This window comes from Streptomyces sp. NPDC002773 (assembly GCF_040295605.1).
GTDB lineage: Bacteria > Actinomycetota > Actinomycetes > Streptomycetales > Streptomycetaceae > Streptomyces.
The window spans coordinates 83954-107676 of sequence record NZ_JBEOVO010000023.1; the positions used below are offsets into that span (position 1 = coordinate 83954).

The 23723-nt window shown below is 72.9% G+C and carries 19 protein-coding genes; 4 read left to right on the plus strand and 15 right to left on the minus strand.

Going from position 1 to position 23723, the window contains the following annotated elements; translation table 11 throughout:
* Nucleotides 1–2: 2 nt before the first annotated feature.
* Entirely contained in the window at nt 3–3026 is a 3024-nt protein-coding gene (gene fxsT, locus ABT034_RS25105; RefSeq protein ID WP_351218867.1) for an FxSxx-COOH system tetratricopeptide repeat protein, read from the plus strand.
* Between the two features lie 81 nt (nt 3027–3107).
* Here fxsT and ABT034_RS25110 read toward each other — a convergent pair whose 3' ends face one another.
* From ABT034_RS25110 to ABT034_RS25165, 12 genes are all read right to left on the minus strand, one after another.
* Nucleotides 3108–6950 carry a multifunctional oxoglutarate decarboxylase/oxoglutarate dehydrogenase thiamine pyrophosphate-binding subunit/dihydrolipoyllysine-residue succinyltransferase subunit gene (locus ABT034_RS25110; protein ID WP_351218869.1) on the minus strand — a complete coding sequence of 1281 codons (3843 nt, stop codon included), beginning with the start codon at nt 6948–6950 and terminating at the stop codon, nt 3108–3110.
* A gap of 290 nt (nt 6951–7240) precedes the next feature.
* Nucleotides 7241–8338, minus strand: a complete 1098-nt coding sequence (locus tag ABT034_RS25115; RefSeq protein WP_351218871.1) for a HAMP domain-containing sensor histidine kinase — start codon at nt 8336–8338, stop codon at nt 7241–7243.
* On the minus strand, nt 8335–9072 hold the full coding sequence (locus tag ABT034_RS25120; protein ID WP_351218873.1) for a response regulator transcription factor: 738 nt from the start codon (nt 9070–9072) through the stop codon (nt 8335–8337). Before ABT034_RS25120 ends, ABT034_RS25115 begins: the two co-directional genes overlap by 4 nt.
* 82 nt (nt 9073–9154) lie before the next feature.
* The gene (locus tag ABT034_RS25125) at nt 9155–9826 is read right to left on the minus strand and encodes a spermidine synthase family protein (protein WP_351218875.1); all 672 of its coding nucleotides are present in this window, start codon (nt 9824–9826) and stop codon (nt 9155–9157) included.
* A 129-nt stretch (nt 9827–9955) separates the two neighbouring features.
* Nucleotides 9956–10555 (minus strand): hypothetical protein, encoded by a 600-nt coding sequence (locus ABT034_RS25130; RefSeq protein WP_351218877.1) that lies wholly within the window; start codon nt 10553–10555, stop codon nt 9956–9958.
* The gene (locus tag ABT034_RS25135; protein ID WP_351218879.1) at nt 10552–11880 is read right to left on the minus strand and encodes a hypothetical protein; all 1329 of its coding nucleotides are present in this window, start codon (nt 11878–11880) and stop codon (nt 10552–10554) included. Before ABT034_RS25135 ends, ABT034_RS25130 begins: the two co-directional genes overlap by 4 nt.
* On the minus strand, nt 11877–12689 hold the full coding sequence (locus tag ABT034_RS25140; protein WP_351218881.1) for an ABC transporter ATP-binding protein: 813 nt from the start codon (nt 12687–12689) through the stop codon (nt 11877–11879). The genes ABT034_RS25135 and ABT034_RS25140 overlap by 4 nt, the downstream gene beginning before the upstream one ends.
* Nucleotides 12686–13528 carry a zf-HC2 domain-containing protein gene (locus tag ABT034_RS25145; protein ID WP_351218917.1) on the minus strand — a complete coding sequence of 281 codons (843 nt, stop codon included), beginning with the start codon at nt 13526–13528 and terminating at the stop codon, nt 12686–12688. The genes ABT034_RS25140 and ABT034_RS25145 overlap by 4 nt, the downstream gene beginning before the upstream one ends.
* Before the next feature lie 377 nt (nt 13529–13905).
* Nucleotides 13906–14541 (minus strand): RNA polymerase sigma factor, encoded by a 636-nt coding sequence (locus ABT034_RS25150; protein ID WP_502973044.1) that lies wholly within the window; start codon nt 14539–14541, stop codon nt 13906–13908.
* Between the two features lie 41 nt (nt 14542–14582).
* Entirely contained in the window at nt 14583–15215 is a 633-nt protein-coding gene (locus tag ABT034_RS25155) for a hypothetical protein (protein ID WP_351218883.1), read from the minus strand.
* Between the two features lie 84 nt (nt 15216–15299).
* Complete coding sequence (locus tag ABT034_RS25160; protein ID WP_351218885.1) at nt 15300–15974, minus strand: GNAT family N-acetyltransferase; 675 nt, start codon at nt 15972–15974, stop codon at nt 15300–15302.
* Nucleotides 15975–16055: 81 nt separating this feature from the next.
* Nucleotides 16056–16790 carry a hypothetical protein gene (locus ABT034_RS25165; protein ID WP_351218887.1) on the minus strand — a complete coding sequence of 245 codons (735 nt, stop codon included), beginning with the start codon at nt 16788–16790 and terminating at the stop codon, nt 16056–16058.
* 155 nt (nt 16791–16945) lie between these two features.
* Between ABT034_RS25165 and lon the strand changes: the two genes are divergently transcribed.
* Both lon and ABT034_RS25175 read left to right on the plus strand, forming a co-directional pair.
* Complete coding sequence (gene lon, locus ABT034_RS25170) at nt 16946–19357, plus strand: endopeptidase La (protein WP_351218889.1); 2412 nt, start codon at nt 16946–16948, stop codon at nt 19355–19357.
* Between the two features lie 128 nt (nt 19358–19485).
* Nucleotides 19486–20085: a DUF4240 domain-containing protein gene (locus tag ABT034_RS25175; RefSeq protein WP_351218891.1), complete on the plus strand. Its 600-nt coding sequence runs from the start codon at nt 19486–19488 to the stop codon at nt 20083–20085.
* On the opposite strand, the gene ABT034_RS25180 is transcribed toward ABT034_RS25175, so the two are convergent.
* Together ABT034_RS25180 and ABT034_RS25185 are read right to left on the minus strand one after the other, a co-directional pair.
* A complete protein-coding gene (locus tag ABT034_RS25180; RefSeq protein WP_351218893.1) occupies nt 20082–21023 on the minus strand; it encodes a lytic polysaccharide monooxygenase auxiliary activity family 9 protein in 942 nt (313 codons plus the stop codon). The genes ABT034_RS25175 and ABT034_RS25180 overlap by 4 nt on opposite strands.
* 198 nt (nt 21024–21221) lie before the next feature.
* A complete protein-coding gene (locus tag ABT034_RS25185; protein ID WP_351218895.1) occupies nt 21222–22052 on the minus strand; it encodes a lysozyme in 831 nt (276 codons plus the stop codon).
* 247 nt (nt 22053–22299) lie between these two features.
* Between ABT034_RS25185 and ABT034_RS25190 the strand changes: the two genes are divergently transcribed.
* Nucleotides 22300–22797 (plus strand): MarR family winged helix-turn-helix transcriptional regulator, encoded by a 498-nt coding sequence (locus ABT034_RS25190; RefSeq protein ID WP_502973048.1) that lies wholly within the window; start codon nt 22300–22302, stop codon nt 22795–22797.
* 3 nt (nt 22798–22800) lie between these two features.
* Here the strand turns inward: ABT034_RS25190 and ABT034_RS25195 are convergent, their stop codons facing one another.
* On the minus strand, nt 22801–23592 hold the full coding sequence (locus tag ABT034_RS25195; protein WP_351218897.1) for a hypothetical protein: 792 nt from the start codon (nt 23590–23592) through the stop codon (nt 22801–22803).
* Nucleotides 23593–23723: the final 131 nt, after the last annotated feature.

Genomic DNA, 23723 nt, shown 5'->3' on the forward strand with positions numbered 1-23723 from the left:
AGATGGCGGAACAGCGGTCGGGCGGAGGCGCGGACAGCCACGGGGGCAGGGCCGCGCCCGAACACGTCCTGGTGGTCTTCCCCGGATACCACCGGCCCTGGGCGGCCTGGATCAACCAGCGCCTCGAAGCCCACGGCGTACGCGCCACCCTCCAGCGCTGGGACCCGCCCCGCGAGGTCCCCCTCGAGGACTCCCTCGGCGACCTGCTCCTCGCCCGCGGCCAGGTCCTCCTCGTCCTCAACGACTGGTTCTTCGAACTCGGCCCCCGGCCGGCCGGCGAATGGAACGACGTCCTGCGCGGCTTCGTCGCCGCCCACGCCGAACGGTTCGCCGCCGTCAACCTCACCAACCGCACCCTCCTCCCCTCCACGGCCGTCCTCGAACCCGTCAGCCTCTGGGGCGTCGGCGAGGAGGAGGCCGAGGCGCGGCTCCTCAGCAGGCTCGCCATCGAACCCCGCAGGAACGCCGGCCGCCGCCTCCCCGCGAGCGCCCTCGCCCGCTACCCCGACACCCCGCCGGAGATCTGGGGCGACGTCCCCCGCCGCAACCCCCGGTTCACCGGCCGCGACGACCTCCTCACCGAGCTCCAGGAACGGCTCATGGACGCCGAGCGCGGCAACGCCGCCTGCACCCTGCTCGGCATGTCCGGCATCGGCAAGACCCAGATCGCCGCCGAGTACGCCCACCGCTTCAGCCCCGACTACGACGTCATCTGGTGGGTCAACTCCGACGACCGCAACATCCAGCGCGACCGCTTCGGCGAACTCGCCGTCGAACTCTCCCTGCCCACCGGCAGCGAACCCGGCGAACGCATCCGCGCCGTCCGGGAAGCCCTCCGCCGCGGCGACCCGCACGGACGCTGGCTCCTCGTCTTCGACGGCTGGGACGACACCGACGGTATCGACGTCATGCTCCCGCAGGGACCCGGCCACGTCCTCATCACCTCCCGCAACCGCGGCTGGCGGGAACACACCGACGTCCTGGAGATCCCCAGCTTCGACCGGGCCGAGTCCACCGGCTACCTGATGCGCCGCGCCCCCCAGATCAACGCCGCCGAGGCCGACGAGGTCGCCGCCGAGTTCGGAGACGTACCCCTGCCGCTCGTCCAGGCCGCCGCCTGGCTCGGCGAATCCGGCATGGAGGCCCCCGAATACCTCCGCATGGTCCGCGACGGCCGGCTCTCCACCGTCGACGAGCCCTCCGCGGGCGACGGCATGCCCAACGCCTCCCTCACCTCCTGGTCGATACTGATCAACCGACTCCGCCGCGCCCAGCCGCAGGCCATCGACATCCTCAGCCTGTGCGCCTCCTTCGCCCCCGGCCGCATCCCCCTCGGCATCGTCCGCGCCTACCCCCAGGCACAGCTGCCCGAGGACCTCCGCTGGATGGCCACCGACCTGCCCGCCTGGACCCGGGCCCTCGACACCCTCGTCAACTACTCGGTGCTCACCCGCGAGACCCGCGGCCCCCTGACCACCGACGAGGTCGGCCCGCACCAGGAGTCGATCCACATGCACCGGCTGGTGCACGACATCGTCGCCCGGCTCACCGACGGAGAACACCGCGACGCCCACCGCAAAGCCGTCCGCACCCTCCTCGCCGAGGCCGACCCCGGCAACCCCACGGACAGCAGGCACTGGCCCCGCTACTCCGAACTCCTCCCGCACCTGGAGCCGTCCGGAGCCCTCCGCAGCACCGACCCGCGCATCCAGGTCGCCGTCCTCAACTGCCTGCGCTTCTGCGACCGCAGCGGCGAGTACAAGGCCGGCATCCGGCTCGCCGGACGCATCCGCGACGAGTGGACCTCCTTCATGGAACCGCTCGCCCCGCACATGCAGGAACTCACCACCCTCGAAGGCGACATCCTGCGCCGCTACGGCCGGTTCCGCGAGGCGTACGACCTCGACCTCGCCCAGCGCGAGCGGCTGACCGCCGCCGACAGCACCGACCGGCTCGGCGAACTCCAGACCAAGGTCTCCATCGCCCGCGACCTGCGCTTCCTCGGCCAGTACCAGGAGTCGGAGAAGCTCCAGCGGGAAGCACTCGCCGAGGCCCGCGGCCTCCTCGGCGAGACCCAGTTCCTCACCCTCGTCGCCCGCCACAACCTCGGCGTGGTGCTGCGGATGCTGGGCCGCTACCAGGAGGCGTACGAGCAGGACACCGACACCCTCTCCCGCTGCGAGAGCGTCCTGCGCCCCCACCACGCCTCCACGCTCAACTCCAACAACGCCGTCGCCCAGGACCTCCGGCTGCTCGGCCGCTACCGCGAGGCGCTCGGCCGCCAGGAGGCCAACGTCAAGCTGCACGTGAAGATCCTGGGGCCGCAGCACCTCCACACCCTGTACGCGCGCAGCCAGCTGGCGCTCTGCCGGCGCCGCGAAGGCGGCTTCAAGGAGGACATCGGCACGATGATGGCCAGCGTCCTCGACCACCTGGAGCAGGCCTACGGACGCGACCACTACGTGACCCTGTCGGCTGTCACCAACTACGCCAACTTCCTCCGCGAACACGGCGACCTCGACCTCGCGCGGGAACTCATCACCGAGGCCGAGGCCGGCTACCGCTCCCTCCTCGGCCCCGCCCACCCCGTCTCCACCGGCGTCCTCGCCAACACCGCCCTCGTGATGCAGGCCTCCGGCGACCGGGCCTCCGCCCTCACCATGCTGGAGTCGGCGCTCGCCGGACTCACCGCGACACTCGGCTCCGACCACCCCTGGGTCCTCGGCTGCGCCCTCAACGCCACCGCCGCCCGCAACTTCAACGGCAGGGTCGTCGAGGCCGCCGAACTCAGCCGCGACACCCTGCGCAGGGCCCGGCACGTCCTCGGGAACGAGCACCCGCTGACCCTCTCCTGCCAGGTCGCGCTCGCCACCGACCTGCGCGGCCTGCGCGAGACCGACGAGGCCGGGAAACTGGAGGAGGACGCACTGCTCACCCTCACCAGGACCCTCGGCGCCCAGCACCCCCACACCCTGTCGGCCCGCCAGCGCAACCGCCCCTACTGGGACTTCGAGGCCAACCTCTGAGCCGTACGGGAGAACGCCGGAGGCCCGGCACCCCTGGTGGGGTGCCGGGCCTCCGTACGTGGAACTCGGGCCGTACGACGATCAGGCGTCGAAGACCTCGTTGACCAGCTGCTGCTGCTCCGCCTGGTGGCGCTTGGCCGAGCCGACCGCCGGGGAGGAGGAGTGCGGACGCGAGATCCGGCGCAGGCGCTCGCCCGCCGGGATGTCCGCGCCGACCGCCAGGTCCAGGTGGTCGATCAGGTTGAGCGCGATGAACGGCCAGGCACCCTGGTTCGCCGGCTCCTCCTGCGCCCAGATGTACTTCGCGGCGTTCGGGTACTTGGCGATCTCGGCCTGGATCTCGGCACCCGGCAGCGGGTACAGGCGCTCCAGACGGATGATCGCGGTCTCCGTGTCACCGCGCTTCTGACGCTCGGCCTCCAGGTCGTAGTAGACCTTGCCGGCGCAGAAGACGACCTTGCGGACGTCCGCCGCGTTGACCGTCGTGTCGCCGATCACCGGGCGGAAGCCGCCGGTGGTGAACTCCTCCACCTTGGACGCCGCGGCCTTCAGACGCAGCATCGACTTCGGGGTGAAGACGATGAGCGGCTTGTGGTGCGGGTTGTGCACCTGCCAGCGCAGGAGGTGGAAGTAGTTCGACGGCAGCGTCGGCATGGCGACCGTCATGTTGTCCTGGGCGCACATCTGGAGGAAGCGCTCGGGGCGCGCGGACGAGTGGTCCGGGCCCTGGCCCTCGTAGCCGTGCGGCAGGAGCAGCGTGACGCCTGAGGTCTGGCCCCACTTCTGCTCGGCCGAGGAGATGAACTCGTCGACGACGGTCTGCGCGCCGTTGACGAAGTCACCGAACTGGGCCTCCCAGATGACCAGGGAGTCCGGACGCGCCAGCGAGTAGCCGTACTCGAAGCCCATCGCCGCGTACTCGCTGAGCAGCGAGTCGTAGACGTTGTAGTGGGCCTGGTCGTCGGTCAGGTAGAGCAGCGGGGTGTAGTCCTCGCCGGTCTCCTGGTCCACCAGGACCGCGTGCCGCTGGCCGAAGGTGCCACGGCGGGAGTCCTGGCCCGAGAGGCGGACCGGGGTGCCCTCCATGAGGAGCGAGCCGATGGCGAGGGTCTCGCCGAAGCCCCAGTCGATGGTGCCGTCGTCGATGGACGCGGCACGGCGCTGCATCTGCGGCAGCAGACGCGGGTGGACCGTGATCCGCTCCGGGACGGTGACCTGCGACTCGGCGATCCGCTTCACGACCTCGGCGGAGACCGCGGTGGTGACGCCGACCGGGAACTCGGCGCGGGCGTCCGGGACGTGCGCCGGGGCCGGGGCGGTGGTGGCCTCGCGGACCTCCGCGAACACCTTCTCCAGCTGGCCCTGGAAGTCCTGGAGCGACTGCTCCGCCTCTTCCAGGGTGATGTCGCCGCGACCGATGAGCGACTCGGTGTACAGCTTGCGCACCGAACGCTTCTTGTCGATCAGGTTGTACATCTGCGGGTTGGTGAACGAGGGGTTGTCGCCCTCGTTGTGACCGCGGCGGCGGTAGCAGATGAGGTCGATCACGACGTCCTTGTTGAACGTCTGGCGGAACTCGAAGGCGAGCCGCGCGACGCGGACCACGGCCTCCGGGTCGTCGCCGTTCACGTGGAAGATCGGCGCCTCGATCATGCGGGCCACGTCGGTCGCGTACATCGAGGAACGCGAGGACTCCGGGGCGGCGGTGAAGCCGACCTGGTTGTTGATGACGATGTGGACCGTGCCGCCGGTGCGGTAGCCGCGCAGCTGCGACATGTTCAGCGTCTCGGCGACGACACCCTGGCCGGCGAAGGCCGCGTCACCGTGCAGGGCGACGGGCAGGACGGTGAAGTCCGTGCCGCCCTTGTTGATGACGTCCTGCTTGGCGCGGACGATGCCTTCGAGGACCGGGTCGACCGCTTCGAGGTGCGAGGGGTTCGCGGCCAGGGAGACCGTGATCTGCTCGCCGTCGAGACCGGTGAAGGTGCCCTCGGCGCCCAGGTGGTACTTGACGTCGCCGGAGCCGTGCATCGACTTCGGGTCGAGGTTGCCCTCGAACTCGCGGAAGATCTGCGCGTACGACTTGCCGACGATGTTCGCCAGGACGTTCAGCCGGCCGCGGTGGGCCATGCCGATGACGACCTCGTCGAGGCGCGACTCGGCGGCCGAGTCGATGACCGCGTCGAGCAGCGGGATGACGGACTCGCCGCCCTCCAGGGAGAAGCGCTTCTGGCCGACGTACTTCGTCTGCAGGAAGGTCTCGAAGGCCTCCGCCGCGTTCAGCCTGCGCAGGATCCGCAGCTGCTCCTCGCGCTCCACGCGGGAGTGCGGGCGCTCGACGCGGTCCTGGATCCACTTGCGCTGCTTCGGGTCCTGGATGTGCATGAACTCGACGCCGGTGGTGCGGCAGTACGAGTCGCGGAGCACGCCGAGGATGTCGCGGAGCTTCATCATCGACTTGCCGGCGAAGCCACCGACCGCGAACTCCCGCTCCAGGTCCCACAGGGTGAGGCCGTGCTCGGTGATGTCCAGGTCGGGGTGCTTGCGCTGCTTGTACTCCAGCGGGTCGGTGTCGGCCATGACGTGGCCGCGGACCCGGTAGGAGTGGATGAGCTCGAAGACCCGCGCGGCCTTGGTGACGTCGTCGTCGTGCGAGGCGTCGATGTCCTTGAGCCAGCGGACCGGCTCGTAGGGGATGCGCAGGGCCTTGAAGATGTCGTCGTAGAAGCCCTGCTCGCCGAGCAGGTAGTTCGCGACGACGCGCAGGAACTCGCCGGAGGCGGCGCCCTGGATGACCCGGTGGTCGTACGTCGAGGTCAGGGTCATGACCTTCGAGATGCCCAGCTTGTTCAGGGTGTCCTGGGAGGTGCCCTGGAACTCGGCCGGGTAGTCCATCGAGCCGACGCCCATGATGACCGACTGTCCGGGCATCAGACGTGGCACGGAGTGGACGGTGCCGAGGCCGCCGGGGTTGGTCAGGGAGACCGTGACGCCGGTGAAGTCCTCCATCGTCAGCTTGCCCACGCGGGCGCGCTTGACGATGTCCTCGTACGCCTGCCAGAACTCGAAGAAGTTGAGCGTCTCGGCCTTCTTGATGCCCGCGACGACGAGCTGGCGGTCGCCGTTGGGCTTCACCAGGTCGATCGCGAGACCGAAGTTCACGTGCTCCGGCTTGACCAGGGTCGGCTTGCCGTCCTTCTCCGCGAAGGAGTAGTTCATCGACGGCATGGCCTTGATCGCCTGCACCATCGCGTAGCCGATGAGGTGCGTGAAGGAGATCTTCCCGCCCCGGGCGCGCTTCAGGTGGTTGTTGATCACGATCCGGTTGTCGAAGAGCAGCTTCACCGGGACGGCGCGGACGGACGTGGCCGTCGGCACCTCCAGGGAGGCGTTCATGTTCTTCGCGACCGCGGCGGCGGGGCCGCGCAGCGTGATCAGCTCCGGGCCGGCGGGGGCCGTGGTGGCCTCCTGGGCCTTCGCCGGGGCCGGTGCGGCCTTGGCCGGGGCCGGCGCGGCCGCGGCGGGCTTCGCCGGGGCAGGCGCGGCGGCGGCGGGCTTCGCGGCGGCCGGGGCGGCAGGAGCCACCGCGGGCTTCGCGGGAGCCGGGGCCGCTACCGGAGCGGGCGCGGGAGCCGGAACAGCCGCGGGAGCGGCAGGCGCGGCCTGTGCGGGGCCCGCCTGCGGCGCGGCGGGCGCGCTCTGCTGAGTGGTGGGTGCCGGGGCGGTCGGGGTCTCCGACGCTCCGGGCTTGTAGTCGGCGAAGAAGTCCCACCAGGCACGATCGACCGAATTCGGGTCCTGGAGGTACTGCTGGTAGATCTCGTCGACGAGCCACTCATTGGCACCGAAGGCGGTTGCAGGGTTCTGGCCCTGCCCGTCTTGGTCGGTCGGGGAGCTCGGGGTACTGGGGGACTGAGACGACACGGCGGCAACCGCCCTCTTCCGCTTCACAAGGTGATGGACAGCGGAAATAAAGGCTACGCCTGTCCGGCCGAGAGGTGCAGGCCGGGCGCACCAACGTCGCGCAAGTCACACTTGACGACGTGTTTCGGAGCCGTGAATGGCGGGAAACAAGCGTGGTTCCGCTGCTGTGAGGGTACGGAAAAGCGCAGGCACGGCCCGCTTCGGCCGCACCCCTGATCACGTCCCGCTCACTTGCACGGAGGTCTCCCCCACGTACACGCAGAACGAGCTCTTCCGGTTCGAACCCTACGTCAATCCCTCGCGGGAAGCCTGCCCGGAAGAGTGACTCTGATGCGGCATCCACGTGATGATTCGGCCACACCGATCCCGCCGCCGTGCAGATCCACCGCCCAGCGGGCGATCGCGAGACCGAGTCCCGTGCCGCCGTCGCTCCCCGGCCCCGGCCGGTGCGGCGCCGAGCCCCGGTTGAAGCGCTCGAAGACCTTGTGCCGCTCCGACTCCGGGATGCCGGGACCCTCGTCCTCGACCTCCAGCTCCAGCGAGTCCGGGTAGGGGCCGCGCCGGGCCCGCACCGTGACCCGGCCGTGCGGCGGCGAGTGCTTCACCGCGTTGTCGATCAGGTTCGCCATCACCTGGTGCAGCCGCTCCGCGTCCGCGTGCGCGACCAGCTCCGGCGGCGACACGTCCAGGTGCAGATGCACGTCCGTGCGGTTGTGCAGCCCCGAGGTCGACGAGAGACCGCGCTGCGACGCGGCCAGGTTCGCCTCCCGCAGCACCCCCGACAGATACGGCCAGACCTCGAAACGGCTCGCCCTCAGCGCGACGACACCGTTGTCAAGACGTGACAGGTCCAGCAGCGTCTCCACCAGCCGGCCGAGCCGCTCGGTCTGCTTCAGCGCCGACCGCATGGTCTCCGGATCCGCCTCGGACACCCCGTCGACGACGTTCTCGAGTACGGCCCTGAGCGCGGCGATCGGGGTCCGCAGCTCGTGCGACACATTGGCGACCAGCTCCTTGCGGTGCCGGTCCACGGCCTCCAGGTCGTCCGCCATGCGGTTGATCGTCGAGGCGAGGTCGCCCAGCTCGTCCCGCCGGTCCGCGCCCCGCACCCGGCGGCTGAAGTCACCGCGCGAGATCGTCCCCGCCACCGTCGTCATCTCGTCGAGCGGCGCCGTCAGGGACTGGGCAACGAACTGCGTGATCAGCAGGGTCGCGATCATCGCGAAGATCGTGATGTACCGGAACTCCGTGGACGTCCGGATCGCGACCAGGGCCAGGCAGGAGGTCAGGAGCACGGCGCCGACGACCAGCGCGCCCAGCTTGGTCTTGATCGAGATCACGATCCGGCGCGGCCTGCGCGCCCGGCCGTCCGGCCCCCGCCGGCTCACAGCGCCGGGGTCTCCAGCGCGTAACCGACGCCGTGGACCGTGCGGATCCGCTCGGCCCCGATCTTCCGGCGCAGCGCCTTGATGTGGCTGTCCACGGTCCGGGTGCCCGAGGCGTCCGCCCAGTCCCACACCTCGGCGAGGAGCTGCTCCCGGGAGAGGACCGCCCGGGGTGTGCTCGCCAGGCAGACGAGCAGGTCGAACTCGGTCGGCGTCAGGTGCACGTCCTCGGCCCGCACCCGGACCCGGCGCTGCGCGTGGTCGATCTCCAGCTCGCCGAGGCGCAGGATGCCGCTGCGCGGGGTGACCGCCGCGAGCGCCGCCCGCTCCACCCGGCGCAGCAGGACGTGCACCCGGGCCGCCAGCTCGCGCATCGAGAACGGCTTGGTCATGTAGTCGTCCGCACCGACGCCGAGACCCACCAGCATGTCGGTCTCGTCGTCGCGGGCGGTCAGCATGAGGACCGGGACGGGGCGCTGGGCCTGGACCCGGCGGCACACCTCCAGGCCGTCGAAACCGGGCAGCATCACGTCCAGGACCATCAGGTCCGGCTGCCAGGCCTCCGCCGCCTCCACGGCGGCGGGACCGTCGGTCGCGGTCTGGACGAGAAACCCCTCGGCGCGCAGCCGCGCGGAGATCGCCTCCACGATCGTCGCGTCGTCCTCGACCACCAGGACACGTCGCTGAGCCCCCGGAGTGGCCGCCGCACCGTGGTGAGTGGTGTGTGTCTGCTCCATTGCCCCGCCTCGCGTCGCCGATGTCGGTGCAGCAGCCTAGAGGTACGTGTGGCGTCCCGGCTATCCAGGAGCTGCTCAGGCGCTATCCGGGACGGACGCCGAGGTGGATCACGTCGGGGACGCCCCGGGCAACGGGGACCTCTTCCGTCCGTACCCCGCTGAATCCGGCATTCCGCAACGACTCTTCGAAATCGCCGGACGGCCGGGCGGACCACACGGCGAGTACCCCGCCCGGGTTCAGGCGGTCCGCGCAGGCCGCCAAACCCCCGGCCGCGTACAGGGATTCGTTGTCCTCGGTGACCGTCCAGTCGGGCCCGTTGTCGATGTCCAGGCAGAGGGCGTCGTAGGTGTCCGTGGAGGTGCGCAGGTACTCCACGAGGTCCGTGTGCAGGATCACCGTCCTCGGATCGGCGAGCGCCCTCCCGGAGATCGCGGCGAGCGGCCCCTGCCGGTGCCAGTCGATGATCGCCTCCTCACGCTCGGCGACCGCGATCCGGCTCCAGCCGGGGTCGGCGGCGGCATGCGCGAGGGAGAAACCGACCCCCAGACCGCCGATCAGGACGGAGGGGCCGACCCGGGCCTCCTCGGGCAGGGCGTCCCGCGCCGCGTCGATCAGGAGCCGCTCGGAGCGCCCGTCGGAGGTGTCCATCAGGAAGGTGCCGTTGGCGATGATCTCGTAGTGCTCGTGGCGGCGGCGCAGCACGACCTCTCCGTACGGTCCTTCACGGCGGTCGAGGGTCACGGGTTCTGCCATCGTTCGTCACTCCGTTCTTCGTCGGCTCGGCAGACGGTCCCCGCCATCCTCGCGGGGCGGGGGCGGCGGGGACAAACACGTTACGGAGTCACGGGGTTACGCGGAGGGGTTCGCCGACTCCCCGGTTCCTCAGGACTCGCCGGTCATGTGCCGCGCGCCCCGCCACGCGTACCCGCCCGCGCCCGTCACGAACGCGATCACCGCCACCGTCCACGCGCCGGCCTGCGGGCCCGGCTGCATCACCCAGGCCCACCACTGCGCCGCACCACCCCCCTCGGACGGGGCCGCGAGATAGACCGCGCCCACGAAGAAGACCGGCGGCAGCCAGCTCAGCCGGGCGCCGGCGAGCGCGGCGGAAGCGGCCGCCACCCCCACGAGCCCGAGCGTGTTCCGTACGGCGGCGGGCGCCCCGTACGCCTCCGTGTGGCCCGGCAGCGCCAGGGCGAACAGGGCGGCGGCGAGCACGGTCGGGGCGAGTACGTGGGCGAGCCGCCGGGGCCACCACGCGCGGACCGCCGTACGGTCCAGCTCGTCGCTCGGGGTGTGCAGGCTCGCGCCGACCGCGGCCGCCGCGAGCAGCGGGCCGAGGACGACGACCGGGAGGCGGGCCGTGTGGTCGAAGTCGGGCAGCGACACCAGCCACCGGGCCGCCCAGGCGGCGACGGACGCCGTCCCGACGAGCGCGGCGAGCGCGGCGGGCAGCGCACGGGAGCGCAGATAGAGCCTCACGGGACAGGCACCTCGTCCGGGTGGCAGATGTCCGCCGCCAGGTAGCGGGCGAGGTAGTCGCGCTGGGCGGCGGGGGACTTGGCGTCGAGCCGGTCGATGTACGGCCTGGCGGCGGTGGGGTCGGGGCCGTAGCCGTCCGGGGTGGGGGCGAGCCACTCGGCGACGGCGAGGTGGATGACGCTCGCCCGCTCGGCGTTCGGTCCCATGCCGTCGCCCGGCTCGCAGCTGTCCGAGAGCAGCCAGTTCACGGCCGCGTTCAGATACAGGTCGGGGCGTACGAGCCGGCCGCGCACCGCCTCCTGATCGGTGTGAGGCAGCCCGACGTCACCGGGACGGGTGGCACCGCCCGGCCCGCTCACCCAGCGGACCGGGGCGCCGGGGAGGCCCTTGAGGCGGGCGTTCAGCGGGGCGAGCGCCGCCGACACCTCCGGCAGGAGTCCCGCGTCGACGGCCGTCAGGCACACCTGCGGGGTGCCGTCGTCGCAGACCTCCCGCGCCAGGGCCGGGTCCGGGCGCCATGGCCCCTCGTCCACCGGCAGGCGCAGGATCAGGCCGGCGGCGGCGACCGCCGCGGCCAGCGGGACCAGGGCGAGCGGGAGCAGCCGGGACCGGCGCAGCCCGTACGCGAGGAGAGCGGTGAGCGCGATCCCCGCCGTCCACGCCATCGACACAGGACCGAACCACCACACCGGCCCGTCCCAGAAGAACTGGTGCTCGGCGGCCGGGCCGAGCCAGCGCGCCGATCCGTCCGCGTACGCGGTCATGATCATGACCGCGTACCCGACGACCCCCAGGAGCGGAGCGGTCAGTCGCCAGGGGACCACCTGGCCGACGACATGGCCGAGCGCGCCGAGGGCGGCGACGGCGACCACGTCCGCGGCGACCAGTTCCAGGTAGGGCCGGCCGGCGGAGACGTACGGCCAGGTCGCGAGGAGGCAGACGGCGGCGGCGAGGAGCAGCCCGGCGGCCGGCCAGAGCGCGGAGGGGGCGACGGCGACGAGCAGGCGGCGCAGGGGCGAGCGGGACACGGACTCCCACAGGTCCGTCGTCCCGCGCCGCCGGTCACGGCCGCCCTGCCAGCCGCCCGCCGCGAGCGCGAGCGACCCGGCGAACAGCCCGGCGACGACGTGCAGCATGTTCGTGGCGTCGGCCCAGCGGTCCTGCCAGCCGGGCCCCTTGTTGTACATCGTGACCAGGACGGCGACGGCGACGGCGGCGCCGGTCCAGGGCCCGAGCCCGCGCCGCAGTTCGGTGCGGAGCGGGGAGGGTCCACGCGCGGGCGTGGCTCCGCCGGTACGGGGCGGCGGGACGAGGGTGGTGGTCACCGGAGCGCCTCCTTCGGGTGGGCGCCGGACGCCCGGACGGCGGACGCCCGGTGGGCGCGCAGGGCCGCCGTGTAGCCGCGTTCGACGGCGTGGGTCGTGGAGTCGGCCGGGCCGTCGGACGTTCCGCCGAGCGCGGTCAGTTCGGCCGTGGAGCCCTGGAAGGCGAGCCGTCCCGCCTCGATGAGGGCGACGCCCGTGCAGGCGGCGGCGACGTCCTCCACCAGGTGCGTGGAGACCACCACCGTCGCCTCCGTGCCCAGCTCCCGCAGCAGCTCGCGGAAGTCGACCCGCTGCTCCGGATCGAGTCCTGCGGTCGGCTCGTCGAGCAGCAGCAGGTCCGGCTCGTTCACGAGGGCCTGGGCGATCCCGGCGCGCCGGACCATGCCGCCCGACAGCGTCTTCATCTTCGCGTCGATCCGGTCGGCGAGCCCGACCCGCCGCACCGCGCGCTCCACCGCCGCCGGGACCCGGTCGGCGGGCAGCTCCTTGAGCCAGGCGACGTACGCGACGAACTCGCGCACCGTGAAGGCCGGGTAGTAGCCGAACTCCTGCGGTAGATACCCGAGCCGGCGCCGGATCCCGGTCCGGTCGCGGTGGTCCGTGGCGTCGCCGCCGAGCAGCTCCACCCGGCCTGAGGTGGGCGCGGCGACGGTCGCGAGGACCCGGATCAGGGAGGTCTTCCCGGCTCCGTTCGGGCCGAGCAGGCCGTGCACGCCGGGCCCCAGGGTCAGGTCGAGGCGGTCGAGCGCGACGGTACGGCGGTGACGGACGGTCAGTCCGGTCACCGCGACGGCGGCCGAGGTGTTCAACGGGGCTCCAGGTGGTCGAAGGAACGGCGTCGCAGCGCGAGGAGGGCCGCGCAGGCGAGTGCCGCCGCGGCCCACCCCCCTTGCGCGGCGGAACCGGAGAAGTACGGGGCGAGCGCGGCGGCTCCCGAACCGGAGCCCGCGCCCGCGTCCGGCCCGTCGAGGAGCGGGCCCGTCACGGCGAGCAGCCATCCGCCGCCGAGCGTCGCGGCCGCCGCACGGCAGCCGACGAACGAGCCGAGCGCGAGGGCGGCCAGGGTCAGCGCGAGGCCGGGAAGCAGCCAGGCGGCGGCCCCCGGGGCCCCGGCCGCCCGGGGCAGCAGCGCCCCGCCCGCGGTCAGCAGCGGTACGCACACGGCGAGTACGGCGGCGGTACGGGTGAGCAGCAGCCGCAGCCCGCCCGAGGGGCTGGCGGCGGTGATCTCGTACAGCGGGTCGGCGTGCCGTCCGTACGAGACGGCGACACCGGCGAGCGGAAGGACGGGGGAGACGGCGAGCAGCAGCCCCCCCGCGCCCCGGAACCCGGCGCCGTGGGCGAGACCGAAGGCCCCGCCGACGACGAGGAACACGGCCACCAGCCAGGACCCGCGGAGGGCGGGCCCGACGGCCCACCAGAGCCGCGCCCACCGTCCGAGGGGGCTTCCGGCGGCCGCGGCGGGTGCGGGCCGGTGTCCCAGGGAGGCGAGGAGTTCGGTACGGACGGCCGCGAGGGCGTGGCCCGCGGCACCGGCGCGTACGGCGGCCGAGACGCGGACCGCGCAGGCCGTGCAGGACTCGACGTGCTTCTCCAGGGACCAGGCGTCGGGCTCGGGGGCGGTTCCGTCCGCGTATTGGAGCGCCAGGGCGTGCGTGACGTGCCAGGGGGGACGGGGGGACCGGGGCGGGGGTCGGTGCTCGGGCCGGTGTACGGATCGGGGCGCGGGGCTGTGGTCGGGTGTGGGCGCGGGTCGGGGCGCGGCGGGCCCACGGCCGGGTTCGGCTGCGGGTCGGGGTGCGGGGCCGTGGTCGGGTCCGGGTACGGCTGCGGATCGGGGTCCATGGCCGGGTCCGGGTCCGGGTCCAGGTCCGGGTCCGAGTCCGGGTCCAGGTCCGGATCCGTGGCCGGATCCGTGGCCGGATCCGTGGCCGGATCCGTGGCCGGATCCGTGGTCGGGTCCGTGGCCGGGGCCGGGGCCGGGGTTGCGGTCGGGTCCAGGTCCGGATGCGGGGCGGGGTGCCGTCATGCGGTGCCTCCCAGGGCGTGCGGGCCGCCGGGGTTCCCGGCCGCGAGGGCGGCGCGCAGCTCTCGGCGGGCGCGCAGGGCGCGGGTCTTGACGGTGCCTTCGGGTATGCCGAGGAGCCGGGCGGTCTCACGGGTCGTCAGGCCGTCGACGACGGTCGCCCGCAGGACCTCCGCCAGCTCGGGCGAGATCCGGTCGAGGGCGGCGCCCACCTCCCCGTACTCCAGGCCCGCGAGCACCCGCTCCTCGGCGGAGGGCGCGGTGCCCGGTGACTCGGAGGGCACGGCGGCGGCGTGCGCGGCGGCCCGGTCGGCCCGGGCGCCGGCCCGCTGGGCGTCCACCAGGCGCCGGGCGGCGATCACCCAGAGCCAGCCGCCGGCCTCACCGCGGCCCCGGTGGCCGCCGGCCGAGCGCCACACGGTGACGAAGGTGTCCTGGAGGACCTCCCGTACGGTCTCGCCGTCGGGGCAGCGCCGGGTGAGGCGGGCGTGCAGCCAGCCGGCGTGCCGGTCGTAGAGGACGGCGAGTGCCTCGGTGTCCCCCCGGGCGACCGCGCGCAGCAGCTCCGTGTCGTCGACGGCGTCGGCATCGTCGCCCCCGGAGGGGCCTCCCCCTGTGGGGCGCGACAGTCTCACGCCCTCTCTATCGCCGTTCGGGCCCCGTGCGGTTCACGCGCTCAGGGACGGGTGGGCGGGCCGCCGTCGGGGAGGGCGGCGAAGACGCGCTGGAGGGCGGGCGGGCGCTCGCCCTCGCCCGCGACGACGAGCCGGTGGCGGTGGGTGACGGAGTACTGGAAGCCGTCGGGGACCGGGTCGCCGGTCGGACGCGTGGGCACGCGCGCGTAGGCGGGGTCTTCGAGCGCGGCCCGCAGTTCGGCGGCCTCAGCGGGGGGCATCCGGCCGGTGCGGGGCGGCTTCGTGCCGGAGCGGCTGGTCCAGGTGCCGTCGTAGTGGACGATCAGCTGGTTGCGGACCCCGGCGAGCCCGCCGCTGACGACGACCTCGACGAGCACCTCCTGGCCTCGCGGCTCTCCGGTGGGCGCGACCGTCCCGGGCGGGGCGCTCGTGGCCGGGGCGGTCGGGGTGGTGGGCCCGGTCGGCGCGCTCGTGGCCGACGCCGGGCCACCGGGCGCCGGAGGTGCCTCCGGCCCGCATCCGCTCGCGCCGACGGCCCCGCAGGCGCCGAGGGTGAGGGCAGCCGCGAGGAGCAGCGCCCCACGCCGAGTCCGTACGCCGTGCCCCGCGTCCCACCCGCCGTGCCCCGCGTCCCGCCCACCGCGCCCCGCGTCCCGTACCCCTCGCCGAGTCATCCGTACGCCTCGCACCATGGACCGAGCATGCCCCGTCCGGGCTGCCCCGCGCAGCCGGACGCCCGGGGTCCCGGGGTCCGGCGGTCAGGTCTCCGCGGGGGTCTCCATGGCGGTCTCCGTGGGGGTCGCCGCGCGGACGATGCCGGTGAGCGGCCCCCGGTAGCGCCAGTCGAGCGAGTCGTACAGCGCGAGGCCGTCCGTGGTCGCGGAGAGCACCCCGGTCTCCGCGCCCGCCTGGGCGGCGGCGGCCTCAAGGGTGAGCATGACGTTGGCGCCGAGGCCGCGCCGCCGGTGCGCGGGGTCGGTCTCGATCTGGTCGGCGACGGCGGTCGAGCCGGTCGGGGCTATCTGGCCGCGCGCGGCGAGGGTGCCGTCGGGGGCGAGGACCCGGACCCGGATGACGCCGTCCCGGACCTCGGTGGTCCTGGCGTACCCCTCGGGCGGCGCGGGCCGGGCCCCGGCGTCGAGTGGCTTGACCATCATGAAGCCCGGGTCGTCGGGGACCGTCCACCCCTCGGTGATCCACGGCTCCACGTCCTCGGGCGCCGCCATGACCTTGAGCCAGCTGTACGGGGCGGTGAGCCGGGTGCAGAGCGCCCCGACGGAGGCCGCGTCGGGGGCGGGCAGGACGTGCCGTACGACATGCCGGGGGAGGCCCACGTCGATCCGGTAACCCCACGGCTGGGCGACGGCGGCGGGGGTTCCCCGGGAGACCGTCCACCCCGCCACCCACGCAGATGTAATAGACGCCATATCCATGGAGGCATTACAGCCGTTGAGCCTCGCAGACGGGAGGGGTGATCGCTCAGAGCGAACTGCCCGGCGAAGTTTCCAGCTCGCTCAGTCGGCGCTGACCCGGTCGGCGACCGAGAAGTCGGTTTCGCAGTCCGGGCAGGTCGCGTCCCCGAAGACGTAGGTCAACGCGTGGGCGACTTCCTGTCGGCCGTCGGCGAGCGCGATGCCGTGGAGACGCGCGCCGATGCCCTCCAGCTGTGCGGGGCTCGCCGGGCGGAGCGGGCGGGTGTCGATGGTGTCGTCCGACGATCCGTAGTCCTCGCTGGTGCAGAAGAACCCGTGTTCACCGAAGACGATGAACAGGTCGCTTTCGCAGTCCGGGCAGGCGACCTCGTACTCCTCGTTCCCGAGCCCCCAGGCCAGGTCCTCGCTCCATCCCGCGACGCCCTCGAAGCCGAGCATGGATTCCAGGAGGGCGATGTACTCGGTGCGGCCGGTCGCGGTGCGGAGACGGCGCTTCACCGACGCCAGCAGGGCCGCGATCTCCGCCGCGTGCCGTGCGCGCACATCCCCCGCTCCGTGCGGCTGATCGGCGCCCGCCATGATGGCCCCCGCCAGGCCCAGGGCGCTCACGGCTCGTCCCCGGTCCTCGCTCTCGGCCATGTCGGCCAGCCAGGGCAGCGCCGCGAAGCTGGCCGAGTAGACGCTGCCCTGATGGCAGAGCGCGGACCACAGGTCGTTCCAGAGCCCTGACTCGGGCTCGGACGCGATGCGCGCCAGCAGGGTCGGTATGTCCTCGGCGGAGCCGTAGGCGTGAGTGAGTCGCGGCCAATCTGTCATGGCGTGGATCCCATCACGGCCGCGAACGGCCGCGGCGGGATCCCCGTCGCGGGACGGCGGGGGTGATCGCTCAGAGCGAACGAGCGTCCGGGAACATCCAGGGGCTCACATGCATTGAGTCGGCATAGCTCAACTTGACTGCCGAAGGGGAGATCATGGCTTCTGAGTCCAAGGCGTCCGTGCCGCTCACTCTGCCCGTCCTGCCGCTCGACGACGAGGTCGTGCTGCCCGGAATGGTGGTGCCGCTGGACCTCTCCGACAACGACGTACGGGCCGCCGTCGAGGCCGCCCAGGCCGCCGCCCGGCCCGGCGGGGGCAAGCCGCGGGTCCTGCTCGTGCCGCGCGTCGACGGGACCTACGCCGCGACCGGCGTCCTGGGCACCGTCGAGCAGGTCGGCCGGCTCTCCGACGGCGACCCCGGCGCGCTGATCCGCGCCCTCGGCCGCGTCCGCATCGGCGCCGGTACGACCGGGCCCGGCGCGGCGCTGTGGGTCGAGGGCGGCACCGTCGAGGAGACCCTGCCCGACCCGCTGCCCGGTCAGGTCACCGACCTGGTCAAGGAGTACAAGGCACTCGCCACCAGCTGGCTCAAGAAGCGCGGCGCCTGGCAGGTCGTCGACCGCGTCCAGCAGATCGACGGCGTCGGCGCCCTCGCCGACAACTCCGGCTACTCGCCCTTCCTCACCGTCGAGCAGAAGGTCGCCCTCCTGGAGACCGCCGACCCGGTCGCCCGCCTCAAGCTCGCCACCGCCCAGCTCCGCGAGCACCTCGCCGAGCAGGACGTCGCCGAGACCATCGCCAAGGACGTCCAGGAGGGCGTCGACAAGCAGCAGCGCGAGTTCCTGCTCCGCCGCCAGCTCGAAGCCGTCCGCAAGGAACTCCGCGACCTCAACGGCGAGGCGGAGGGCGACGAGTCCGACGACTACCGCGCCCGCGTGGAGGCGGCCGACCTGCCCGAGAAGGTCCGCGAAGCGGCCCTCAAGGAGGTCGAGAAGCTGGAGCGGTCCAGCGACCAGTCCCCCGAGGGCTCCTGGATCCGCACCTGGCTGGACACCGTCCTCGAACTCCCCTGGAACGAGCGGACGGAGGACCGGTTCGACATCCGCGGCGCCCGCGCCGTCCTCGACGCCGAGCACGCGGGCCTGGACGACGTGAAGGAACGGATCACCGAGTACCTGGCCGTCCGCAAGCGGCGCTCCGAGCGCGGCCTCGGCGTCGTCGGCGGCCGCCGCGGCGGAGCCGTACTCGCCCTCGTCGGCCCGCCCGGCGTCGGCAAGACCTCCCTCGGCGAGTCCGTCGCGCACGCGATGGGACGCGAGTTCGTCCGGGTCGCCCTCGGCGGCGTACGGGACGAGGCGGAGATCCGCGGCCACCGCAGGACCTACGTCGGCGCCCTCCCCGGCCGGATCGTCCGCGCCATCAAGGAAGCCGGGTCCATGAACCCGGTGGTCCTGCTCGACGAGATCGACAAGGTCGGCTCCGACTTCCGCGGCGACCCCGCGGCGGCGCTCCTCGAAGTCCTCGACCCGGCGCAGAACCACACCTTCCGCGACCACTACCTGGAGGTCGAGCTCGACCTCTCCGACGTCGTGTTCCTCGCCACGGCCAACGTCCTCGAAGCCATCCCGGAAGCCCTCCTCGACCGCATGGAACTGGTCAGGCTCGACGGCTACACGGAGGACGAGAAGGTCGTCATCGCCCGCGACCACCTGCTGCCCAGGCAGCTGGAGCGGGCCGGCCTCGAACCCGGCGAGGTCGTCCTGGAGGACGCGAGCCTGCGCAAGCTGGCCGGCGAGTACACCCGCGAGGCGGGCGTCCGCACCCTGGAGCGGGCCGTCTCCCGGCTGCTCCGCAAGGTCGCGGCCCAGGCGGAACTGGGCGACCGGAAGCTGCCGTTCACGGTCACCCCGGACGACCTGCGGGACCTCATCGGACGACCGCACCACGTGCCCGAGTCGGCCCAGGACCCGGCCGAGCGCCGCACCGCCGTGCCGGGCGTCGCCACCGGGCTCGCCGTGACCGGCGCGGGCGGTGACGTCCTCTTCGTCGAGGCGTCCCTCGCCGACCCGGAGACCGGCGCCGCGGGCCTCACCCTCACCGGCCAGCTGGGCGACGTGATGAAGGAGTCGGCGCAGATCGCGCTCTCCTTCCTCCGCTCGCACGGCGCCGAACTGGAGCTGCCCGTCACCGGCCTGAAGGACCGGGGCGTGCACATCCACTTCCCGGCGGGCGCGGTCCCCAAGGACGGGCCGAGCGCGGGCGTCACCATGACGACCGCACTCGCCTCGCTCCTGAGCGGCCGACAGGTCCGCACGGACGTGGCCATGACCGGCGAGGTCTCCCTCACCGGCCGGGTCCTGCCGATCGGCGGGGTGAAGCAGAAGCTGCTCGCCGCGCACCGGGCGGGCATCACGACGGTCGTGATCCCCAAGCGGAACGAGGCCGACCTGGACGACGTCCCGGCCGAGATCCTGGAGAAGCTGGAGGTCCACCCGGTGACGGACGTCCGCCAGGTCCTGGAGATCGCCCTGACACCGGCGGCGGTGCCGGTGGGGGTCGCGGCCTGACCGGACGGCTCCCCGGCGCCGGAGCGGGACGTCCTTCGCGGACGCCCCGCTCCGGCGTGCCGGGGGAGACGCGTACCCGGAAGTAATTGGCCACCCGGATGTCAGTCGGGGCTGGCATGCTCGTATGCATGAACGACGACGCCTTCTGGGCTCTCATCGACGAGTTGAGCCGCCGACCCGGTGACCGGGACGAGCGGCTGGAGTGGCTGCGGGCGGAGCTGCTCCGGCGACCGGCGACCGAGAGCGTGGTCTTCCAGGTGCGGCTCGAGGACGCGTGCGGGACCGCCGACACGCGCGCGGTGTGGCGGGCGGCGAACCGGGTCGAGGGCGGCGCCTGCACCGACGACGGCTTCCACTACTTCACGCTGTGGCTGGTGGGTCAGGGACGCAAGGTGTACGAGTCGGTCGTCGCCGATCCGGACGCGCTGGCCGACCTGCCCGGGATACGGGCCCTCGCGGGGCGCCACCGGAACGAGTGGGGCGACGACGAGTGGCCGGAGTGGGAGGAGCTCGACTACGTCGCCCAGGACGCGTTCGACGAGCTGACCGGCCAGGAGGACGACGACGGCGAGGAGTTCCTCGACGCGGTGGAGGAGGCGGCCGAAGAGCTCGCGGACGAGCTCTCGGCGGAGTGGGAAGAGGACGACGAGCCCCGCGGGTCCCGCCCGGAGGGGGAGGCGATACCCCGGCTCACCGCCCTCTTCCCGGTCAAGGCGTCCGGCTCCTAGGAGGCGGACGGGTTACGGCGGCGGCCGAGCAGCAGGCTGCCCGCCGCGAAGACGGCGAGACCGCCCGCGCCCGCGAGGGCCAGGGGGAGCGGTGAGGACGGGGCCGCGGCGGCGTCGGTGGAGAGGGCCGGCGCCTGCTCGTCGCCGCCGTGGCCCGCGTGGCTCACGGTGGACAGCGCCGCACCCGCCGCGATCTTCGCCTCGGTCGGGGCCTCGGCCTGAGGCTGGGTCTGTGCGTGGGTCTGCGCCTCGGCCTGGGCCTTGGGCTGTGCCTGGGTCTGCGCCTCGGGCTGTGCCGCCGGGCCGCCGAAGGTGACGTCCGAGCAGCTGTAGAAGGCCTCGGGGCTGTCGTGGCGCTGCCACACCTTGTAGACGATGTGGCGGCCGGTACGGGCGGGCAGGTTGCCGGTGAAGGTGTAGTAGCCGTCGGTGGCGGTGCGGGTGGTGTTGTACACGGCGACGGGGGTCTGGTCCAGGTCCGACCACTTCAGGGGCTGCGTGGGGTCGAAGCCCGGCTTGGTGACGTAGACGGTCATGGTGCCGGAGTGGGCGGCCGTGACCCGGACCTTGAAGTCGAAGGAGCCCGCGGCGACCGCCGTCGCCGGCCAGTCGGTGCGCGCCCAGTCCAGGGCCCGGTACTTCTCGCGGTTCGCCGAGCAGAGCTTGCCGTCGGGGATGAGGGCCTGGTGCTGCCCGGCGGCGTTCGCGATGTTGACCTCGTTCCAGTCGTAGAGCGGCTGGGTGCCGGAGTCGGCGACGAGGTCCTTGCACACCTGCGACCTGGGCGTCTCGGGGCCTTCGGCGTAGCAGGCGGCCACCCTGCTGACGGGGTTGAAGACGGCTCCGTGGGCGCTCGCGGTGGTGGGGGTGAGGCTGACGAGTGCGGCTGCGGCGGACAGGGCGGCGACGCCGGCGGCGGTGCGGCGGGAGGACGGCATGCGGGGGCTCTCTCTCGTGCGTGGGGAGGACGGGACGAGCAACGCGCGCTGGACGTACGGAAGTTGAATCCCGTGCGATCCGCCGTAGAGCCTCGCATTGGTCCATACCAATGGGCAAGGGGGTGTACGGAAAAAGCGGCGGCGGCCCCCGGGGTGCCGCACCGCACACCCGGGGACCGCCGTGCTTGGACGGTGATGTCAGCCGTTCGCGAGCGCCTGCACGCGCGACAGATCACCGTTGAAGTGGTTGTGGTCGCCGACCGTCGGGCCGGACGAGGTGTACTGCCACATCGTGTAGTACTGCCAACCGGCGGGGAGTTCGCCCACCGTGGAGGCGTACCGCGCGACCCACAGCGGGTTGGTCGACCCGAAGCCCGCGTAGTTGCCGGTGCACTGGGTCCACCAGCTCGTGGCCGTGTAGATCACGGCGTCCCGGCCGGTCCGGTACTTGTAGCGGTTCACGAAGTCACGGATCCAGGCCACCATCCCGGCCTGGGTCTTGCCGTAGCAGGTCGCCCCGTACGGGTTCCACTCGATGTCGAGCACGCCCGGCAGCGTCCTGCCGTCCTTCGACCAGCCGCCGCCGTTGTTGACGAAGTAGTCGGCCTGGGCCGCGCCGGTCGTCGTGTCCGGGGTGGCGAAGTGGTACGTGCCGCGGATCATGCCGACGTTGTACGAACCGGTGTACTGCTGGTTGAAGTAGGTGTTCTTGTAGTAGGTGCCCTCCGTCGCCTTGACGTAGGCCCACTTGACGCCGCTGTTCCACAGCGTGGACCAGGCGACGTTTCCCTGGTGGCTGGAGACGTCCACGCCCTCCGTCTGGGTGGCCTGGATCGATATGCCGCCGGGCGCGCCGTCGCGCCCGTCGTGCTTGAGCACGCCCATGCCCATGCTGGCGGAGCCCCGCGCGGGCACCTGGTGGGCGCCCGGGTCCTGGGCGGCGCCGGCGGGCCCGGCGAGGGGGAGAAGGAGGGCCAGCGCCGCGAGGGCGGCGCCGGCGAGGGTCGTTCCGGGTCTGTGCGCACGCATTCCGTGCCTCCGAAAGGATCGGTGGGGGGAGCGAGGTCGGCGGCCCCTGGTGTGAACATGTCAGGGATGGCTGCCGGGGACGACGCTACGCACGTAGACCCGGCACGCGGAAGGGGGCCCGGGCACCGCCGTTGGTCTACGCCTGCGAAACTCTGAAGGAGCTGCGGCGATGGCCTCGGCCGGAAGAAACTTTCAGCGGCCGGAAAGCTGCCGGAGGGTCGCCGGAGAACGCGTGGGAGGTGCTGACGTGCACGGAAGCGGTACGGGAAGTGAAGGCCGGGTCCCGCCGCCGCCCGGCGGTACGGTGCCTGCCGTCGACCGGGTCTTCCTCGCGCTCGAGCGCGAGCTGGCCGTCTTCCTGCGCCGGGCCCGCGCCCAGTCCGGTGAGATGGCCCGCGAGGTCCACCCCGAGCTGGAGCCCGCCGCCTACGGGCTGTTCGTACGGCTCGACGACGCCGGGCCGCAGCGGGCCACCGAGCTCGCCGGGTACTTCGGGGTCGGCAAGGCGACGATGAGCCGGCAGCTCCGGGCCCTCGAGGACCTCGGGCTCGTCGCCCGCGACCCCGACCCCGCCGACGGCCGCGCCTCCCTGGTCCGGCTCACCGAGGAGGGCCGGAACCGCTTCCGGCACGTACGGGACGCCCGGCGCGAGCGGTACGTCCGCAAGCTCGCCGACTGGGACCGCGCGGAGGTCGCCGAACTCGCCCGCCTCCTGAACCACTTCAACGTCCGGTTCGAGGGCTGACGCTCAGAGGTTGGGCAGTTCCACGTAGGCAGCGGTCGCGTCGTCGTGGAGTTTCCCGCGAGGCACCCCGCCCGTCCGCCCCGCCGCCGTCTCCAGGGCCCGCACCCGGTGCAGCAGGCCGAGCGGGCCCTCCTCGCGCAGGACGCCGAAGCAGTCCGCCCAGGTGCCCTCGGCGAACAGGTCCACCCAGCGGCTCGCCCCGTCCGTGAGCGCGGCCAGGGACCGTACCTCCGCGCGCGGGGTCGTCCCGGTCGCCGCCCGCTCCGCGACCGCCGGATCGGCCGCCGCGGTGAAGAAGCCGCCCTCCTGGTTCCGGAGCCGGTCCGTGGCCGCCCGGGACCGCAGGATCTCGTCCGGCACCCGGTCGAGCCGGTCGTCGAGCACCGCCCGTACCGTCCCGTCCGGTGATTCCAGGAGAAGGGCGGAGTCGGAGAGGACGAGGTGTTCGACCGAGGTCTCGCCCCAGCGGGCGAGGACCACCGTCGCCTGGGGCGTACGTACGTGAGAAAGGTCACAGGTGTCGCGGTGGGCGTCCGCGGTGCGCCGGATTGCCCGCGACAGGATCCCGGACAAGGGCATGTCCGGGCGGGAAGCGGACAGTTCGGTCAAAGCCCCGCCCAGCCGCGCGGTGAACCACGGCACGGTGTGCACACAACCGACATCACCGACGGGGGGTGTGACGCCGTCGAGGAGGACCACGGTTCCGCCGCTGCCCGAGGCGGGCAGGACGGCGGCCACCCAGTCCTCGTTGGGGCGTTCGGGGGTGCCGGGGAGGGAGGCGACATCGCTGCGCATGGCGACCAGTGTGCCCGGCCCGGCGAACTGCCCGGCGTACTCCTTCACCGGACCTGCAAATGACCGGAAAAGGCCTGTACCAACCTGGCGGACGCGGCCCGAGAGGCGGAACGGCCCCCTCCGAGGAGCTG

Excerpts from the sequence above, each read along its gene's own strand:
- ABT034_RS25125 (WP_351218875.1), bottom strand. The coding sequence starts at position 9,826 with ATGGCAGAACCCGTGACCCTCGACCGCCGTGAAGGACCGTACGGAGAG.
- ABT034_RS25155 (WP_351218883.1), bottom strand. The coding sequence starts at position 15,215 with ATGACTCGGCGAGGGGTACGGGACGCGGGGCGCGGTGGGCGGGACGCG.
- ABT034_RS25185 (WP_351218895.1), bottom strand. The coding sequence starts at position 22,052 with ATGCGTGCGCACAGACCCGGAACGACCCTCGCCGGCGCCGCCCTCGCG.
- ABT034_RS25180 (WP_351218893.1), bottom strand. The coding sequence starts at position 21,023 with ATGCCGTCCTCCCGCCGCACCGCCGCCGGCGTCGCCGCCCTGTCCGCC.
- ABT034_RS25195 (WP_351218897.1), bottom strand. The coding sequence starts at position 23,592 with ATGCGCAGCGATGTCGCCTCCCTCCCCGGCACCCCCGAACGCCCCAAC.
- lon (WP_351218889.1), top strand. The coding sequence starts at position 16,946 with ATGGCTTCTGAGTCCAAGGCGTCCGTGCCGCTCACTCTGCCCGTCCTG.
- ABT034_RS25120 (WP_351218873.1), bottom strand. The coding sequence starts at position 9,072 with ATGGAGCAGACACACACCACTCACCACGGTGCGGCGGCCACTCCGGGG.
- fxsT (WP_351218867.1), top strand. The coding sequence starts at position 3 with ATGGCGGAACAGCGGTCGGGCGGAGGCGCGGACAGCCACGGGGGCAGG.
- ABT034_RS25160 (WP_351218885.1), bottom strand. The coding sequence starts at position 15,974 with ATGGATATGGCGTCTATTACATCTGCGTGGGTGGCGGGGTGGACGGTC.
- ABT034_RS25165 (WP_351218887.1), bottom strand. The coding sequence starts at position 16,790 with ATGACAGATTGGCCGCGACTCACTCACGCCTACGGCTCCGCCGAGGAC.
- ABT034_RS25175 (WP_351218891.1), top strand. The coding sequence starts at position 19,486 with ATGAACGACGACGCCTTCTGGGCTCTCATCGACGAGTTGAGCCGCCGA.